This is a genomic window from Muricoccus harenae, from assembly GCF_009848505.1.
Lineage (GTDB): Bacteria > Pseudomonadota > Alphaproteobacteria > Acetobacterales > Acetobacteraceae > Roseomonas > Roseomonas harenae.
Map to the genome: position 1 here is coordinate 12131 of NZ_WWDL01000009.1, position 15391 is coordinate 27521.

The following is a 15391-nucleotide window of genomic DNA, read 5'->3' on the forward strand; positions in this document are numbered from 1 at the left end:
CCATGTCGCTGAAACCTGTTCTGGCCCGGCTCGCCGCCGGGGAGCACCTCGCTGAGAGCGAGGCGGAAGCCGCCTTCGATACCGTCATGGCTGGCGAGGCCACGCCCGCGCAGATCGCGGGCATGTTGATGGCCATGCGCGTCCGTGGGGAGACGGTGGCGGAGCTGACCGGCGCCGTGCGCGCCATGCGCGCCCGGATGATCGCCGTGGAACTTCCCGACGAGGCGATCGACATCGTCGGAACCGGCGGGGACATGGCCGGCACGCTGAACATCTCCAGCGCCGCCGCGCTGGTGGTGGCCGGCGCCGGCGTGCCGGTGGCCAAGCACGGCAACCGCGCCCTCTCCTCCCGCGCCGGCGCCTCGGACGTGCTGAGCGCCCTCGGCGTGAACACCGACGTGCCCTTCGCACGGATACCCGATGTGCTCCGCGCCGCGGGAATCTGCTTCCTGATGGCCCCGCGCCACCATGCGGCGCTGCGCCATGCCGCAGGGCCGAGGATGGAGCTGGCGACTCGCACTATCTTCAACCTGCTCGGTCCCCTGTCGAATCCGGCGCGCGTCCGCCGTCAGATGACCGGCGCCTTCGCCACGCAATGGCTGCGGCCAATGGCCGAAACCCTCGGCCGCACGGGCACCCGCCATGCCTGGCTGGTCCATGGACAGGGGCTGGACGAGTTGACCGTCACCGGTCCCTCGGACGTGGTCGAGCTGAAGGACGGCGTCATTCGCGCCTTCGAGGTAACGCCCGAGGACGCAGGCCTGCCGCGCCACCCGGCGGAGAGCCTGCGCGGTGGCGAGCCGGCGGAGAATGCCGAGGCCCTGCTGGCCCTGCTGCGTGGCGAGGAGGGCGGCTACCGGGACTGCGTGCTGCTGAACGCGGCCGCGGCCCTCATCGTGGCGGGCAAAGTGACCGACCTGCGGGCGGGTGTCGCGCTGGCATCGGAGTCGATCGCCTCGGGCGCGGCGATGATGGCGTTGGAGCGACTGAAGGCGGCGGCGCAGGCGTGAAGCCAGGAGCTCTGCCCATGGACCGCACCGGGGGGCGGGCACGCCCCTCGGACTTCGCCCTTACTTTGCGGGGCGCACGCCCCAGATAGCGGCCTTCGGCGCTTCCCTGGCAGGGCCACGGAATTCGCAGCCTCGGGCGCCCCAGCCTCCCCCGCTTGACGGCGCCCGCGTAACGGCGCCAGGAACCCCCATCATGGACCAGACCACACAGGTAACGGACGCACCCATTTCGGACACGCTCCGCCAAATCCTTGAGGACAAGCGCGCCGAGGTGCGGGCCCGCCAGCAGGAGGCCTCGCTCTCCGAGATGGAGAAGCGCGCCCGGGATGCTGGGCGGCCGCGCCCCTTCACCGGCGCCCTCTGCGATGCCGTCGCCGAGATGCGGGTCGGGCTGATCGCCGAGGTGAAGCGTGCCTCCCCCTCCGGCGGGCTGATCCGCGAGCCCTTCGATCCGGCCGGCATTGCCCGCGCCTATGAGGCCGCCGGCGCCACCTGCCTCTCGGTGCTGACCGACCAGCCCTATTTCCAGGGTACGTCCGAGCATCTGCGCCTGGCGCGGGAAGCGACGAACCTCCCCGTGCTGCGCAAGGACTTCATGATCGACCCGTGGCAGGTCTTCGAGGCCCGGGCCATGGGGGCGGATGCCATCCTCATCATCATGGCGGCCCTCAGCGACGACCAGGCCGAGGAGCTGGAGGACGTCGCGCGGAGCCTCGACATGGGCGTGCTGGTTGAGGTGCATGACGAGGCCGAGTTGCATCGCGCCCTGGGCCTGGATACGCGCCTGATCGGCATCAACAACCGCGACCTGCGCTCGCTGAAGACAGATATCTCCGTGACGGAGCGGTTGGCGCCGCTGATCCCGGCCGAGCGCATCCCGGTGGCCGAAAGCGGCATCCGCACGCCCGGCGATGTCCGCCGCATGGCCGCGGCCGGCGCACGTTGCCTGCTGGTGGGCGAACACCTGCTTCGCCAGCCCGATCCGGGCGCCGCCGCCCGCCTTCTGGTGGAGGCGGCTTGAGCGGCCCCCTCACCCATTTCGACGCCGCCGGCCGGGCGGCGATGGTCGATGTCTCGGCCAAGGCCGAGACGGTGCGGGAGGCGACCGCGAAGGGCCGCATCACCATGCAGCCCGAAACCCTGGCCCTGATCGCCGAGGGACGCGCCGGCAAGGGCGACGTGCTGGGCGTCGCACGCCTGGCCGGCATCATGGCGGCCAAACGCACGGCGGAGCTGATCCCGCTCTGCCACCCTCTTCCCCTGTCCTCCGTCTCGATCGACCTGGAACTGGCGGCCCCGGATGCGGTGGAGATTGCCGCCACGGTCCGCACCACCGGCCGCACGGGAGTAGAGATGGAGGCGATGACGGCGGTGACGGTGGCCGCGCTGACCATCTACGACATGGTCAAGGCCGTGGATCGCGGCATGCGCATCGAGGCGGTTCGGCTGACGCGCAAGTCCGGCGGCAAGTCGGGCCTCTACGAGGCGCCCTGATGATCGCGGTGGCCGAGGCGCTGGAGCGCATCCTCGCGGGTGTCTCGCCCAGCCCGGCCGAGACAGTTGCATTGCCCGAGGCCTGGGGCCGCGTGCTGGCCCGCCCGGTGGTGGCGCGGCTGACGCAGCCCCCCACCGATGTCTCCGCAATGGATGGCTATGCCCTGCGGGCCGTGGATGCATCGCTAGGTGCCCGGCTGCGCGTGGTGGGCACATCACCGGCAGGTCATCCCTTCGCAGGCTCCGTCGGGCCGGGTGAGGCGGTGCGGATTTTCACCGGCGCCACGGTGCCCCCCGGTGCCGATGCCATCCTGCTGCAGGAAGATGCCACCGCCGAAGGCACGGAAGTCCTCGTCAATGAGGCGCCGCGCGCCGGCCGCTGGATCCGCCGCGCCGGCCTCGACTTCACCGCCGGCGCCGAACTCCTCCCCGCCTCCCGCCAGCTGACTGCGCGCGACATCGGTCTGGCCGCTGCGGCTAACCATCCCTGGCTGCATGTCCATCGCCGCCCGCGAATCGGCATCCTGGCGACTGGCGACGAGATCACCCTGCCCGGCGAGCCGATCCCTGCGGGCGGCATCGTCTCCTCCAACGCTCATGCCCTGGCCGCTCTCGTCCGGGCTTCGGGCGGCGATCCGCTGGTGCTGCCCATCGCCCCCGATGACCGGGACGCCATTGCCGCCGCTGCCGAAGCCGCCGCGCGCTGCGACCTGCTGGTCACCACCGGCGGCGCGAGCGTCGGCGAGCATGACCTGGTGCAGTCGGCGCTTGGTCCCCAGGGCTTCTCCCTCGATTTCTGGAAGATCGCGATGCGGCCGGGGAAGCCGCTGATCTGGGGCGACCTGCGCGGCACGCCCATGCTCGGCCTTCCGGGCAATCCGGTTTCCGCGCTGGTCTGCGCGGTGGTGTTCCTGATCCCCGCCCTGCGGCGACTATCCGGGCTGCCTGCCGGCCCGGTCGAGACCCGCTCCGCCCTGCTAGGCCGGGACATGGCGGCCAATGACCGGCGGCAGGACTATGTGCGCGCCGAACTCTCCCGTGATTCGTCCGGCCATCTCGTCGCCAGCCCCTTTCCTGTGCAGGACAGCTCCATGCTGGCCACCCTGGCGCGGGCGGATGGGCTGGTGGTTCGCGTGCCGCATGCCCCGGCGGCGCCGGCCGGGTCGGCGGTGGAGGTTGTGGAGCTTTCTTCTCTCGGAGTGTGAAGCACGGCATTGACCGACGCGGGAGAACTTTCATAGAACTTCGGCGTCGGTTGCCCGTTTGTTCGTGCAGAAGACTGCCCCCCGCCCCCAGGGAGACCTCCGCACCATGCTGACCCGGAAGCAGCACGAGCTGCTCACCTTCATCGACAAGCATCTGCGCAATACCGGATTCTCCCCCTCCTTCGAGGAGATGAAGGAGGCGCTGAACCTCAAGTCGAAGTCTGGGATCCACCGCCTGATCACGGCGCTGGAGGAACGGGGCTTTCTGAAGCGACGGGCCCACCGGGCACGCGCGCTGGAAGTGCTGCGCATGCCGGACAGTCTCGCGCCCCGTGGCGCCCAGCCCGCAGCGGCTGCCCCTGCCCCGGCCCCCTCCTTCGCCCCCAACGTCATCCGCGGCAATTTCGCGCAGAACCTGCCGGGTGCCGTCCGCACCGCCAATGACGCCGCCGCCGTCCACCTGCCGCTTTATGGCCGCATCGCCGCCGGCCTGCCGATCGAGGCGCTGCGCGATGGTGGCGAGAGCGTCGAGGTTCCGGCCGCGCTGCTGGGCGGTGGCGAGCATTACGCACTCGAGGTCGCCGGCGATTCAATGGAAGGCGCCGGCATCCTGGATGGTGACACGGTCATCATCCGCCGCGGTGACACCGCCGATAACGGCGCGATCGTCGTGGCGCTGGTGGATGAGAACGAGGTGACGCTGAAGCGCCTGCGCCGCCGTGGCAATTCCATCGCCCTGGAGGCCGCGAACCCGCGCTACGAGACCCGCATCTTCGGCCCCGATCGGGTGAAGGTTCAGGGCCGCCTGGTCGGCCTCGTCCGCCGCTACCACTAAGCTTTTCCAAGGTAGAATGATGAAGGCCCGGGGAAAATCCTTCCCCGGGCCTTCTTTCATTCCGTTTCGGCAAATGGCTCTGCCTGGGGTTGCACCCGCGGGGTTGGCACAGGCGGCACCCAGGGCCGTTCCCCTCGGGCTTGGCGATCGGACCGAATCAGCGCCCCGTCCCGCGCCAGCCACACCGCATGGGCGCCATCTCGCCAGACGCTGAACCGGTCGACCCGGGGGGTTTCGCGACACCACCCCCGGATAGGCTCGAGCGAGAGCATGACCGCAGCCTTCCCGCAGCCTGTCTCGGCGAGGACGGACGGGGGCGGCAGTGCCGGCCCGCGCCTCGGCCGGGCTGTGTCGCGCGGTGGCTGGCGCAGCAGGATGGCCGATGGCCCGTCCGGATGCGGGCGGATCTCACAGGACAGCGCCGTGCAGAGAACGGCGCCCTCTGCCGCTGCACCCTCCTTCGGAATCATGGTCGCCTCCTGCTCGCCCCAGTTTCGCAGCCAGGACTCCCGCGTCAGGCGGCTGCCGCCGGAACTCCGCTCGGTGAGGACGCCGGCCTGGGTGGCGACGGCCAGCATACGTCTATCCGCCGAGACGAGGATGTCGGGCGGTGCCACCGCCAGGCCCGAGAGCAGGCCGCCCGCCATCAGCGGCACACCCGCCCATCGCCACGGCAGGCGCCACAGGCAAAGCCAGCGCAGGCCCAGCGCAAAAAGCGCCAGTCACCGTGCGGGGGTGGGCGGTGCCGCGAGCGCCGAGCCCGGCCAGCCCGCGACCAAGCGGCCGGTCCACAGCGTGGCATCCACGCCCCAGCCCATGATGGCGAGGGCCGGTCCCTCCAGCCCCAGCGGCATGAGGAACAGCGCCAGCATGCCCGCCGGCATCACGACGAAGGAGGTGAGCGGAACGGCAAGCCCGTTCGCCACCACGCCGTACAGCTGAAGCCGCCCGAAGTGGTGCAAGCCGAACGGCGTCGTGGCAGCGCCCGCGACAAGGGAGGTCATGGCAAGGCCGAGGGCCACCAGAGCCATGCGCCCCGACCAGCCGCGCGCCCTCAGCGCCCGGCCGGGACCGCGCATTGCCTCCGCCGCCGCGATCAGTGCCAGCACAGCGGCGAAGGACATTTGGAAGGAAGGGCCGGTGAGCGCCACCGGATCGGCCAGCAACACCAGGCCAGCCGCCAACGCCAGGGCGCGGGGCGAAAGCGCGCGTCGCCCGGCCAGCACCGCAAGCGTGACAACCGCCGCCATGGCGAAGGAGCGAACCATTGGCACGCCCGCCCCGGTCAGCAGCGTATAGGCCCCGCCTAGCACGAGCCCCGCCACCGCGGCGGCACCCTTTGAGTCGATCCGCAGCGCCAGCCAGGGGATCGCGGCGATGCCGAGGCGCAGCAGCACGAACGCGATGCCGATGACGATCGCCACATGCAGTCCTGATGGGGAAAGGAGATGCGCCAGCCCCGAATCGCCCAGTGCCGCGAGTTCTGCCGGGGGGATGGCGGATTGCGAGCCAGTCAGAAGCGCCGCCGCCACCGCCCCCGTGCCGCCGGGCAGGGCGTCGGTGACGCGCGCCTCGATGGCCGCGCGCAGTCCGGCAAAGACCGGCACCTCGCCCCGGCCGGTGATTTCGGCCGGGTTCAGCGCGAAGCCCGATCCGGCCAGCCCCGCGAAATAGGCCGTGCGCTGAAAGTCAAACGCGCCGGGATAGGCGGGCGGCATGGGCGGGCGGATCAGGGCGCGCATCGCGATGCTGTCGCCCGGCACCGGGCGTGCCTGGTCATCCTTGCGGAGCCGGATGCGGATTTGCCGCTCCAGCGCCGCGCCGTCGCCGAGGCGCGGAGCGTCGAGGGTCACCCGCCGCCCTTCTGGGAGCAGGTCAACCGCGGCAACCCGGCCGGCGATGATGGTCGCCCTGCGCGGCAGCTCTGGCATGGGGGGCGCGGAGCCGGCATGGAACAGGGCCGCGACGAAGCCTAACGCCGCGGCGCCGAGCAGCGCCAGCGCCGCCGCTGGCAGCGGCCGGCGCGAGCGGAGGAGAAACGCCGCGGCCAGCAGGGGCCAGGGAAGCGCCAGCCAGGCGACAACCGGTTCCACCCGCAAGGCGAAATAGCCCAGCACCCCGCCCCCCATGGCGACCGGCAGCCAGAGCGGCCAGCGATCCCATTCCGCCGCCACCCAACCGGCCGCGCGTTCGGCGAGCGGCAGGGGTGGCGCGGCGGCTGGGGCGAAGAGGGCATGGGCGGACATGGGTTGGTGCGATGCTAGACCGGTCCCTCGCGTTTGCGTGAGGGGGTCAACAGCCTCGTCCTGCGATGATAGAGCAGCCGACATTCCAAACGGGTTCCGCCGCCATGACCGTCCGCACGCGCTTCGCCCCCTCGCCCACCGGCTACCTGCATATCGGCGGGGCCCGGACGGCGCTCTTCAACTTCCTCTATGCGCGCCATAATGGCGGCCAGTACCTGCTGCGCATTGAGGACACGGACCGCGCCCGCAGCACGCCGGAAGCCGTGCAGCAGATCATCGACAGCCTCGCCTGGCTCGGCCTCTCGCCCGACGAGCCGCCGGTGATGCAGACCAGCCGCGAGGGCCGCCATGCCGAGGTGGCCAAGGAGCTGCTGGCAAAGGGCGCCGCCTATCTTGCCTATGACACGGCGGAGGAACTGGTCGCGATGCGCGAGCGCGCCCAGGCCGAGGGCCGCCCGCCCCGCTACAACGGCGCTTGGCGCGACCGCGATCCCTCGGAGGCTCCGGCAGGCATTGCGCCCGTCATCCGCGTAAAGGCACCGCGCGAGGGCGAGACCGTGGTGCGGGACCTCGTGCAGGGCGAGGTGCGCGTCCAGAACAGCGAGCTGGACGACATGATCATCCTCCGCTCGGACGGCACGCCCACCTATCTCCATGCGGTGGTGGTGGACGACCACGACATGGCCATTACCCATGTCATCCGCGGCGATGACCACCTCACCAACACCTTCCGCCAGTGCATGGTCTATGACGCCATGGGCTGGGAGCGGCCGGAATTCGCCCACGTGCCGCTGATCCACGGGGCGGATGGCGCCAAGCTGTCCAAGCGGCACGGCGCGGTCGGCGCGCTGGAGTTCCGCGAAATGGGGCTGCTGCCGGACGCTGTATGCAACTACCTGCTGCGGCTCGGCTGGGGCCATGGCGACGAGGAGTTCGTGCCGCGCGAGCGGGCGATCGAGCTCTTCGACCTGAAGGATGTCGGCCGCGCCGCGTCCCGGATGGATTATGCGAAGCTCATGCACTTGAACGGCCAGTACATTCGTGCGGCCGATTCAGCAGCGCTGCTGCCGATGGTGCTGGAGCGCCTCGGCACGGTGGACGACGTCCAGGCGGCGCGCGTCGCCGCGCTGATCCCCGATCTCCAGCCGCGGGCCCGCACCCTTCTTGAGATGGCGGACGGCGCCCGCTTCGCCCTCGCCGTGCGGCCGCTGAAGTATGAGCCGAAGGCCGCCGTGGCGCTGGACCACCCGGATGTCCGGTCCCGTCTCTCCGACCTGGCGAAGGCACTGGGCGACGTCACCTGGGATCGCGCAGAGCTGGACGCCGCCCTACGCGCCTTCGCGGAGGCGCAGGGCGTGAAGCTCGGCCAAGTGGCGCAGCCGCTGCGCGCGGCGCTGACCGGCAGCCTGCAATCTCCGCCGATCGATGCCGTGCTCACCGCCCTGGGCAGGGAGGAAAGCCTCGCCCGGATTGGCGATGCGGCCGAAGGTGTTTCGCTCATCGGCGGCTGAGGCGCCCTGCCGGCCGCCTCAGGCGGCCCGCACCTCGTTGACGAAGTTGCTGACCGTTCCGCTCAGCCGCTCGGCCTGCTGCGCCAGTTCGGAGGCCGCAGAAAGCACCTGCCCCGCCGCCGCGCCGGTTTCGGTGGAGCCCTCGCTGACGCGGCCGATATTCACCGTCACCGCCTCCGTTGCACGCGCCGTCTCCTGGACGGTGCGGGCGATCTCCCCGGTCGCGGCGCTCTGCTCCTCCACCGCGGCGGCGATCGCGACGGCGATGCCGCTCACCTCCTCAATGGTGTGGGTGATCCCACCGATCGCCACCACGGCCTGATCGGTCGCGGCCTGGATCTGGGCGATCTGCGCGCCGATCTCCTCGGTCGCCTTGGCCGTCTGCGCTGCCAGCGCCTTCACTTCGCTCGCGACAACCGCGAAGCCGCGCCCGGCATCGCCCGCCCGCGCGGCCTCGATCGTCGCGTTCAGCGCCAGCAGATTCGTCTGTCCGGCAATATCGCTGATCAGGCGCACGACGTCGCCGATCCGCGCCGCGCCCTCGGCCAGGGTCTGCACTGTCGCATCGGTCCGCCGTGCATCCTCCACTGCCCGGCCGGCGACGGTGGTGGCCTGGGAGACCTGACGGCTGATCTCGGCGATGGAGGCCCCGAGTTGCTCGGCCGCCGCCGCCGCCGTCTGCACGCCGCCGCTCGCCTCCGCCGCAGCGCCCACCACCGTGCCAGCCTGCTCGTTGGTGCTGGCCGCGGTCACGTTCATCGAGCGGGCCGTGGCCTCCAGCTCGGTCGAGGCTGCGGAAAGCATGCTAACCATCTCGCCGACCCTGCCCTCGAAGCTGTGCACCAGCCCCTCCATGTGAAGGGCTCGCTTCTCCCGTGCCGCGCGCTCGGCATCCGCCTCGGCCTCCTGTCGGCGCTGTTCGACGGAGTTGCTGCGCAGGATCTCGATGGCGGCCGCCATTTCGCCCACCTCGTCCGCCCGGCCGCGATGCGGGACGGCGATTTCCAGCTCGCCCGCGGCGATCCGGCCGACATCGCCTGTCAGGTCCCGCACCGGCGCGACCAACCGGCGAAGAAGCAGGACGATTCCGCCCACCGCGAACAGCACGGCGACCGCAGCCAGGGCGAGGCTGGCCAGGAAGCACCATCGCGCCGTGGCGGCAATCGCATCGCCCCGCGCCACCGCGGCCTCGAGCGCGGCGTCGCGCAGCGGAGGGATGAGCGCCAGGGTCGGGGGGGTCCAGCGGGCGTAATCGGGGCCGCTGCTTGGCCAGGCCGGCGCCGCGCTAGGCCGGCCGAGGCTCGACAGCGCCGCCTCGACATAGCTGCGGTAGCGCGGCTCGGCATTGCGGCCGATATCGGCCTCCACCTTCTCGAGCGCCTGCAGCAGCGCCGGATCGTCCTGCGCGGCGACCATGCGGCGCGCATTGTCCAGGGCCATCGCTATCCGGCCGTTCACCTGGAGGCCCTCGGCGACATCGGCCGGCGTTACCGGCCGGCCGGCCAGCCACGCGTTGATCAGCAGGCTCCGGACGCCCATGTCGGTGCGCGCCGCCATCACCTGCCGGGAAATCTCCGCCAGGAGGGCGACATCGGGTGCCGCGTGCCGGATGCGCTGCTCCGCGCTCTGCACCACCGTCTCCCGCGTGTCCGTCACCTCCTGCCGGGCCGCCATGAGATCGGAAACCAGCTTCGGATCGCCCTCCCGCCCGTTCCGGGCGACGAACTCAGCCACCCGGCGCCGCATCGTGGCGGTCTTTCGCGCGGCCTCATCAATCGGGCCGGCGTCAAAGCCTTCGGCCAGCACGTTCCGCCTCGCGGCGTCCAGCAGCGTGTCCGTCGCCTTGCTCGTCGCCTGCAGGGCCGCTGCGTCGCCGGTGCCTGTGCGCGCCGCGGCACTGAGGATACCGCTCTCGATGGCGAAGGCGGTGAGGCCGCGCACCGTCTCGTTCAGCGCCCGCGTCGAAAGGGTTGCCCGTTGCGCCCGCGTCCAGTTGCTCCAGGCCTGCCAGGAGTTCCAGCCAATCCCGGCCAGACCGGGAAGGGCGACCACGGTGAAGCCGGCGAGCAGGAGCGTGCGAACGCGCATGGCGGTGTCCTCTGATGCGCGCGCAGTGTCGTCGCTGGCCCTTACCCTCCGGTGAACGTCGCTTTTCCATCAATCCGGCGGGAATTCAGTCGCGCGGGACGATCCGGCAGGCCGATGCCGTGGCCCGGGCCAGGGTGATCAGGCGGCGCGCGGCCACCGCGCCCGTGGCTGCCTCGCCGACCACATGGCCGATCAGGGGATTCGTCACGATGGCCCGGACGGCGGTGTCGGTCGCGACTTCGGTGGCCGCGACAGTGGCGGCGTCGAAGGCGGCGCGCCGCAGCAGGGAGGCGGTGGCGGCGATCCCCGGCCGCATCCCGTGCAGCGCGGCAACCTGCCGCACCAGCCGCAGCCCGCGCCAGCCCACCACCAGCGCATCGAGAGCGGGATTGGGGCTGATAGCCGTCGCCGCGAAGCCCTGCACCGCGGCGAGCCGCCCCAGGGCACGCGACTCGCTGTCCAGCGCCGCCAGCGGACCGGATTCAAGAAGTGCCCGCAGGGCATGCAGGTCCGGCGCCTCGCGCAGTGCCGGCAGGGCGGGCTCGGCCAGGGGAATGGGCGCTGCCCAGGCCAGGACATGGCGCTTCGCCCCGGCCAGATCGCCGCGCGCGAAGGCGGCGCGGGCCGCATCCACCTCCCGCAGCCGGAAGAGCGCCCGGAACTCCCGCAGGATGGCCCAGCCGATCGCGCCGAAGCCCCCCAGGGCAACCACCAGGGTCAGCCAGCCGAGCCAAGTGGCACGGGCGAACTGCTCCGCCACGTAATTGCCGGCCGACAGGGCCGCGAAGCCGAGGATCAGCGAGGTCAGCCCGATCGCGAGCAGCGACAGGGTGGACAGGCCCGGTGGGGCAATCGCCGCTGGCTGGATCGCCGCGTCCCATGCGTGATCAAGCCGCGAGGCACCGGCCTCTTCCTCAAGCAGGATGCGGGGCGGGCGGGGGGCGGTCTCGCTCAGGGTCGGCCTCCTATGCGCAGGCCCCGCATATGGCCCGGCGGGCCGCGGATTACAGCGCGTCGCCCAACAGGCCGGAGAGCAGCGTATCCAGCCCCAGATGCGGCACGCCGCCACGGCCGTCGGGATCCAGCCCCGGGGGGCGGAAGACGGGCATCTGGAAATAGGCGGCGTTCCAGAAGCTGTCCGGCGGGCGCCGGGCCGGGACCAGCCCGGGATCGACGGTGGCCCAGCGCCCGCCTTCCAGCAGGATTCCGCGCACGGCGGGTGCCGGGCGGCCCTGGTGCATCGCCGTGGCTTCCTGGGTGCAGCGGATGGCCGCAACCGCATGGACGGAGACCGCGGAGCCCGCAATTTCCGCACGGCGGCGGGGGGCGTCCACCAAATCGGAGAGGAGGGAGGCGAGGCTGTCGCGGCTCACCTCCGGGACATGGTCGGCCTTGGTGGCGGCGAAGGCGACACGGGAAATGCCCGTGCCGGTCAGCAAGTCCAGCCAGCCGCGCCCATAGCGAAGGGTGGCGGAAATGGCGGCCAGCGCCTCGGCCGTGTCCTCGAAGGCCTCGCGCCCGGCATGAAGGGCGCCGAGCACGTCCACCAGCACCACCTGCCGGTCGAAGCGGCGAAAGACAGGGTCGAGGAAACGGTCCCGCTGGTCGCGCAGATAGGCCTCGTGCCGCCGGGCCAGCAGTTCCCCCAGGGGCGAGTTCCGTGCTGCCGCCGGGGAAGGGAAGAACCACAGCAGTGGCGCCTCGCCGCCCGGGCCAGGGTTGAGGAAGCGGCCGGGCTGGAGAAAGCGCAGCCCCAGCTCGTCCCGCGCGGTCAGCAGAAACTGGCGGTAGAGGGCGTGGCCGCGCCGGGCTAGGGAATCCTCGGCGGGGGCGGTAGCGGGCAGCGAATGGGCAAAGGCCAGGAACTCGGCCGCCGGAGCGGCGCGGATGCCGGTGCCGATCCGCGCCAGCGTCTCATCCGACCAGGTGGAAAAATCCTGGGCGAACATCGGCAGGTCCAGCAGCCACTCGCCCGGATAGTCCAGCAGATCCAGCGTCACCTCGCGGTCGGGCAGGAGCTGCCCGTAGACGCCATGGCGCCGCAGCGTCAGCGACAGCGAGAGGGTCGAGAGGTCATCCGTGCGCGCCGGCCATTCGGGCGGGTCGGCCGCCAGGGAAGCGAGATGCGCCTCGGCATCGAAGCGCGGCGTCGCCTCCACGCCAGGCGGAATGGCACGGGCACGGCGGAGGCGGCCGGCGGTGGCCTCCAGCGCCGGCAGGGTCCGCCGCCCTGCCCCCGCCGCGACCAGATTGGCCACGAGCGAGGTCAGGAACACGGTCTTGCCCGCGCGCGACAGGCCGGTGACGGCCAGCCGTACGCGCTCTTTTCCCGCCAGCGCCAGCGCCGCCTCCCCGGTGCGGGTGGCGGCATCGGTGATCAGGCGGATGGGATCGAGGATCACCTCAGCGCTGGATCAGCTCGATCTTGTAGCCGTCCGGATCCTCGACGAAGGCGATGATGGTCGTGCCGTGCTGCACCGGCCCGGCCTCGCGCACCACCTTGCCGCCCGCTGAGCGAATGGCCTCGCAGGCGCCTGCGACATCCGGCACGCCGATGGCGAGATGCCCGAAGGCGCCGCCGAGGTCGTACTTGTCCACACCATAATTGTAGGTGAGCTCAATCTCGCCCTCACCGGCCTCGTTGCCGCCATAGCCGACGAAGGAGAGGGTGTACTTGCCCTCGGGCACGTCGCGTCGGCGAAGCTCCCGCATGCCGAACATGCGCGTGTAGAATTCCACGCTGCGGTCCAGGTCGCCGACCCGGATCATGGTGTGGAGGAACTTGCCCTTCGGGGTATCGCTCATCTCGCGGCTCCTGTTGTCGCGGCCCGCACATGGTCATCCGGGCGGATGGCGAGAAGGAAGAGTCCGGCAGAATTCGCCTGCTCGACCATCCGGTCGCGATCCACCAGCAACGCGCCATCGGCCTCGAAGGCGATCCCGGAAAGCCCGGCGGCGATGGCGCCCGCCACCGTGCGCGGGCCAAGGGCGGGCATGTCCACCTCCCGGTCCTGGCCGGGCTTCACCAGCTTCACCAGCACACCGCCCGGCCCTTCGCGCCGCAATTCGCGCGCGCGGGCCAGCAGGGCATCCGTGCCCTCGATCGCCTCGACGCCGAGGACGAGGCCCTGCTGCACCACCGCCCCCTGCCCCACATCTACCGAGCCGAGCGCGCGAACCACGGCGACGCCGCGGACGATATCCGCCATGGCGCCGCCATCCGGCGCGGCGCGGGTCAGCAGCCCGGGTGGGGACTGAGCCTCCTTCAGGAAGCGCGTCGGGCCGACCGGCTCGAAGCCCTCCTCGCGCAGCACCTCACGCACGGCGGAAAGCAGGCTGTCATCGCCGCTGAAGGCGCGCATGCCGATTCGGGCGAGATGCTTCGCCGCCCCGGCATCCGGCCGCAGCGACAGGATGGAGGGACGGCGCACATCGCCCACCAGCACGATCTGCCGCGCGCCCTGCGCCTTCAGCCAGTCCAGCGCCTGGCCAACTGCGCCCATGCGGATGGTGATCTGCCGCACCCCCGGCCATTCGGCGGGGCGGGCGAAGTCCTCCAGTAGCACCGCTACGTAGGGTCGCCCCATGGCACGGCAGGCGGCGGCCACGCGCAACGGCATGGCGCCGCCACCGGCGACGATGGCGATGGGAGCTTCGTTCACCCTGTCAGGATCCTGGCTCAGGCTGCCTCGGCCTCGGACTCGTCCACCTGCCGGCCAGCCCGCATCAGGCCGCGCCGGCTGGGCTCTCCGATGAAGGACAGGATCTCGGCAACCTGAGCCTGCGCCCCCTGGTCCTGCGCCACCAGCGCCATGCGGGCCTCGAAAGTGCCGCGGCCGAGGAACAGGCCACGATAGGCGGCCCGAAGCGCGTTGATCGCCTCCCGCCCGAAGCCGCGGCGCTTGAGGCCGATCAGGTTCAGCCCGATCAGCCGGGCTCGGTTGCCCATGCAGGAGCCGAAGGGGATCACGTCCCGCTCCACGCCGCTCATGCCGCCGATCACCGCATGGCGCCCGATCCGCACCGACTGGTGGATGGCCGTGCCGCCGCCGACAAAGACCGTGTCGCCGATATGCACATGGCCACCGAGCATGACGTTGTTGGCGAGGATCACCCGATCCGCCAGTACGCAGTCATGCCCCACATGGGCAACGCACATGATCAGGCAGTCGGCGCCGAGGCGCGTCACTCCCTCGCCCGTGATGCTGCCGCGATGCACTGTCGCATGCTCACGCACCACGGTGCGGGGGCCGATCTCCACGCGGGTAGGCTCGCCCTTGTACTTCAGGTCCTGCGGCGGCAGGCCCACCGAGGCGAAGGGAAGGATCTGCACGCCCTCGGCCAGATGGGTGATGCCGTCCAGCACCGCATGGGCACCGATCTGCACGCCCTCATCCAGCACAACCTGTGCGCCAACCGTGGCATATGGGCCGATCGTGGCGCTGGCGGCGATGCGCGCGCCCTCGGCAATGATCGCCGTAGGATGGATATTGCCCACGACTAGCTGTCCAGAATCATGGCTGCATAGGTGGCCTCGGCCACGACGGCGCCATCCACCTTGGCCTGGGCCGAAAACTTCCAGACATTGCCGCGCTGGCGTTCCTTGGTGACATGCACCCGCATCTGGTCGCCCGGTACCACGGGCTTGCGGAACTTCGCGCCCTCGACCGACATGAAATAGACCAGCTTGCCCCGCGCCGCCGGCCCCAGCGTCTCCACCACCAGCACGCCGGCCGTCTGGGCCATGCATTCGATGATCATCACGCCCGGGAAGACGGGATGGCGCGGAAAATGGCCCTGGAACACGTGCTCGTTGATGGAGACGTTCTTGATGCCCACGGCGCTGACGCCGGGGATCATCTCTACCACCCGGTCCACCAGCAGGAAGGGGAACCGGTGGGGGATCGCCTCCATGATCTGGGCTATATCCAGGGTGGAGCGCGTTTCGCCGACCCCCTCCCCTGTTGCGCTCTCCGGCGCCGCTGCGTCGCTGTCCGACATG

The 15391-nt window shown here is 71.1% G+C and carries 15 protein-coding genes; 6 read left to right on the plus strand and 9 right to left on the minus strand.

Annotated elements, in window-relative coordinates; all coding sequences use genetic code 11:
- Positions 1 to 2 precede the first annotated feature (2 nt).
- The 5 genes from trpD to lexA all read left to right on the plus strand — a co-directional run bounded on the left by trpD (position 3) and on the right by lexA (position 4544).
- Entirely contained in the window at positions 3 to 1010 is a 1008-nt protein-coding gene (trpD, locus tag GSE44_RS08545; protein ID WP_159348382.1) for an anthranilate phosphoribosyltransferase, read from the plus strand.
- 193 nt (positions 1011 to 1203) lie between these two features.
- On the plus strand, positions 1204 to 2031 hold the full coding sequence (gene trpC / locus GSE44_RS08550; RefSeq protein ID WP_159348383.1) for an indole-3-glycerol phosphate synthase TrpC: 828 nt from the start codon (positions 1204 to 1206) through the stop codon (positions 2029 to 2031).
- Complete coding sequence (moaC, locus tag GSE44_RS08555) at positions 2028 to 2504, plus strand: cyclic pyranopterin monophosphate synthase MoaC (protein ID WP_159348384.1); 477 nt, start codon at positions 2028 to 2030, stop codon at positions 2502 to 2504. The genes trpC and moaC overlap by 4 nt, the downstream gene beginning before the upstream one ends.
- Positions 2504 to 3709: a molybdopterin molybdotransferase MoeA gene (locus GSE44_RS08560; protein WP_159348385.1), complete on the plus strand. Its 1206-nt coding sequence runs from the start codon at positions 2504 to 2506 to the stop codon at positions 3707 to 3709. Before moaC ends, GSE44_RS08560 begins: the two co-directional genes overlap by 1 nt.
- Positions 3710 to 3815: 106 nt before the next feature.
- Positions 3816 to 4544, plus strand: coding sequence for a transcriptional repressor LexA (gene lexA / locus GSE44_RS08565; RefSeq protein WP_159348386.1), 729 nt, complete (start codon positions 3816 to 3818; stop codon positions 4542 to 4544).
- A 56-nt stretch (positions 4545 to 4600) separates the two neighbouring features.
- Here the strand turns inward: lexA and GSE44_RS08570 are convergent, their stop codons facing one another.
- Positions 4601 to 5191 carry a hypothetical protein gene (locus GSE44_RS08570; RefSeq protein WP_159348387.1) on the minus strand — a complete coding sequence of 197 codons (591 nt, stop codon included), beginning with the start codon at positions 5189 to 5191 and terminating at the stop codon, positions 4601 to 4603.
- 75 nt (positions 5192 to 5266) lie between these two features.
- Positions 5267 to 6790, minus strand: a complete 1524-nt coding sequence (locus GSE44_RS08575; RefSeq protein ID WP_159348388.1) for a ComEC/Rec2 family competence protein — start codon at positions 6788 to 6790, stop codon at positions 5267 to 5269.
- Between the two features lie 104 nt (positions 6791 to 6894).
- Between GSE44_RS08575 and gltX the strand changes: the two genes are divergently transcribed.
- The gene (gltX, locus tag GSE44_RS08580; protein WP_159348389.1) at positions 6895 to 8301 is read left to right on the plus strand and encodes a glutamate--tRNA ligase; all 1407 of its coding nucleotides are present in this window, start codon (positions 6895 to 6897) and stop codon (positions 8299 to 8301) included.
- An 18-nt stretch (positions 8302 to 8319) separates the two neighbouring features.
- On the opposite strand, the gene GSE44_RS08585 is transcribed toward gltX, so the two are convergent.
- The 7 genes from GSE44_RS08585 to fabZ all read right to left on the minus strand — a co-directional run bounded on the left by GSE44_RS08585 (position 8320) and on the right by fabZ (position 15390).
- The gene (locus GSE44_RS08585; protein WP_159348390.1) at positions 8320 to 10389 is read right to left on the minus strand and encodes a methyl-accepting chemotaxis protein; all 2070 of its coding nucleotides are present in this window, start codon (positions 10387 to 10389) and stop codon (positions 8320 to 8322) included.
- An 85-nt stretch (positions 10390 to 10474) separates the two neighbouring features.
- Positions 10475 to 11458, minus strand: a complete 984-nt coding sequence (locus tag GSE44_RS08590; RefSeq protein WP_159348391.1) for a DUF697 domain-containing protein — start codon at positions 11456 to 11458, stop codon at positions 10475 to 10477.
- Positions 11394 to 12791: a YcjX family protein gene (locus GSE44_RS08595; protein ID WP_159348392.1), complete on the minus strand. Its 1398-nt coding sequence runs from the start codon at positions 12789 to 12791 to the stop codon at positions 11394 to 11396. The genes GSE44_RS08590 and GSE44_RS08595 overlap by 65 nt, the downstream gene beginning before the upstream one ends.
- Before the next feature lies 1 nt (position 12792).
- Positions 12793 to 13194 carry a lactoylglutathione lyase gene (gene gloA, locus GSE44_RS08600; protein ID WP_159348393.1) on the minus strand — a complete coding sequence of 134 codons (402 nt, stop codon included), beginning with the start codon at positions 13192 to 13194 and terminating at the stop codon, positions 12793 to 12795.
- On the minus strand, positions 13191 to 14051 hold the full coding sequence (locus GSE44_RS08605) for an LpxI family protein (RefSeq protein ID WP_159348394.1): 861 nt from the start codon (positions 14049 to 14051) through the stop codon (positions 13191 to 13193). The genes gloA and GSE44_RS08605 overlap by 4 nt, the downstream gene beginning before the upstream one ends.
- Positions 14052 to 14068: 17 nt before the next feature.
- Positions 14069 to 14887 (minus strand): acyl-ACP--UDP-N-acetylglucosamine O-acyltransferase, encoded by an 819-nt coding sequence (lpxA, locus tag GSE44_RS08610; RefSeq protein ID WP_159348395.1) that lies wholly within the window; start codon positions 14885 to 14887, stop codon positions 14069 to 14071.
- A 2-nt stretch (positions 14888 to 14889) separates the two neighbouring features.
- Positions 14890 to 15390, minus strand: a complete 501-nt coding sequence (gene fabZ, locus GSE44_RS08615; protein WP_159348396.1) for a 3-hydroxyacyl-ACP dehydratase FabZ — start codon at positions 15388 to 15390, stop codon at positions 14890 to 14892.
- Position 15391 lies beyond the last annotated feature (1 nt).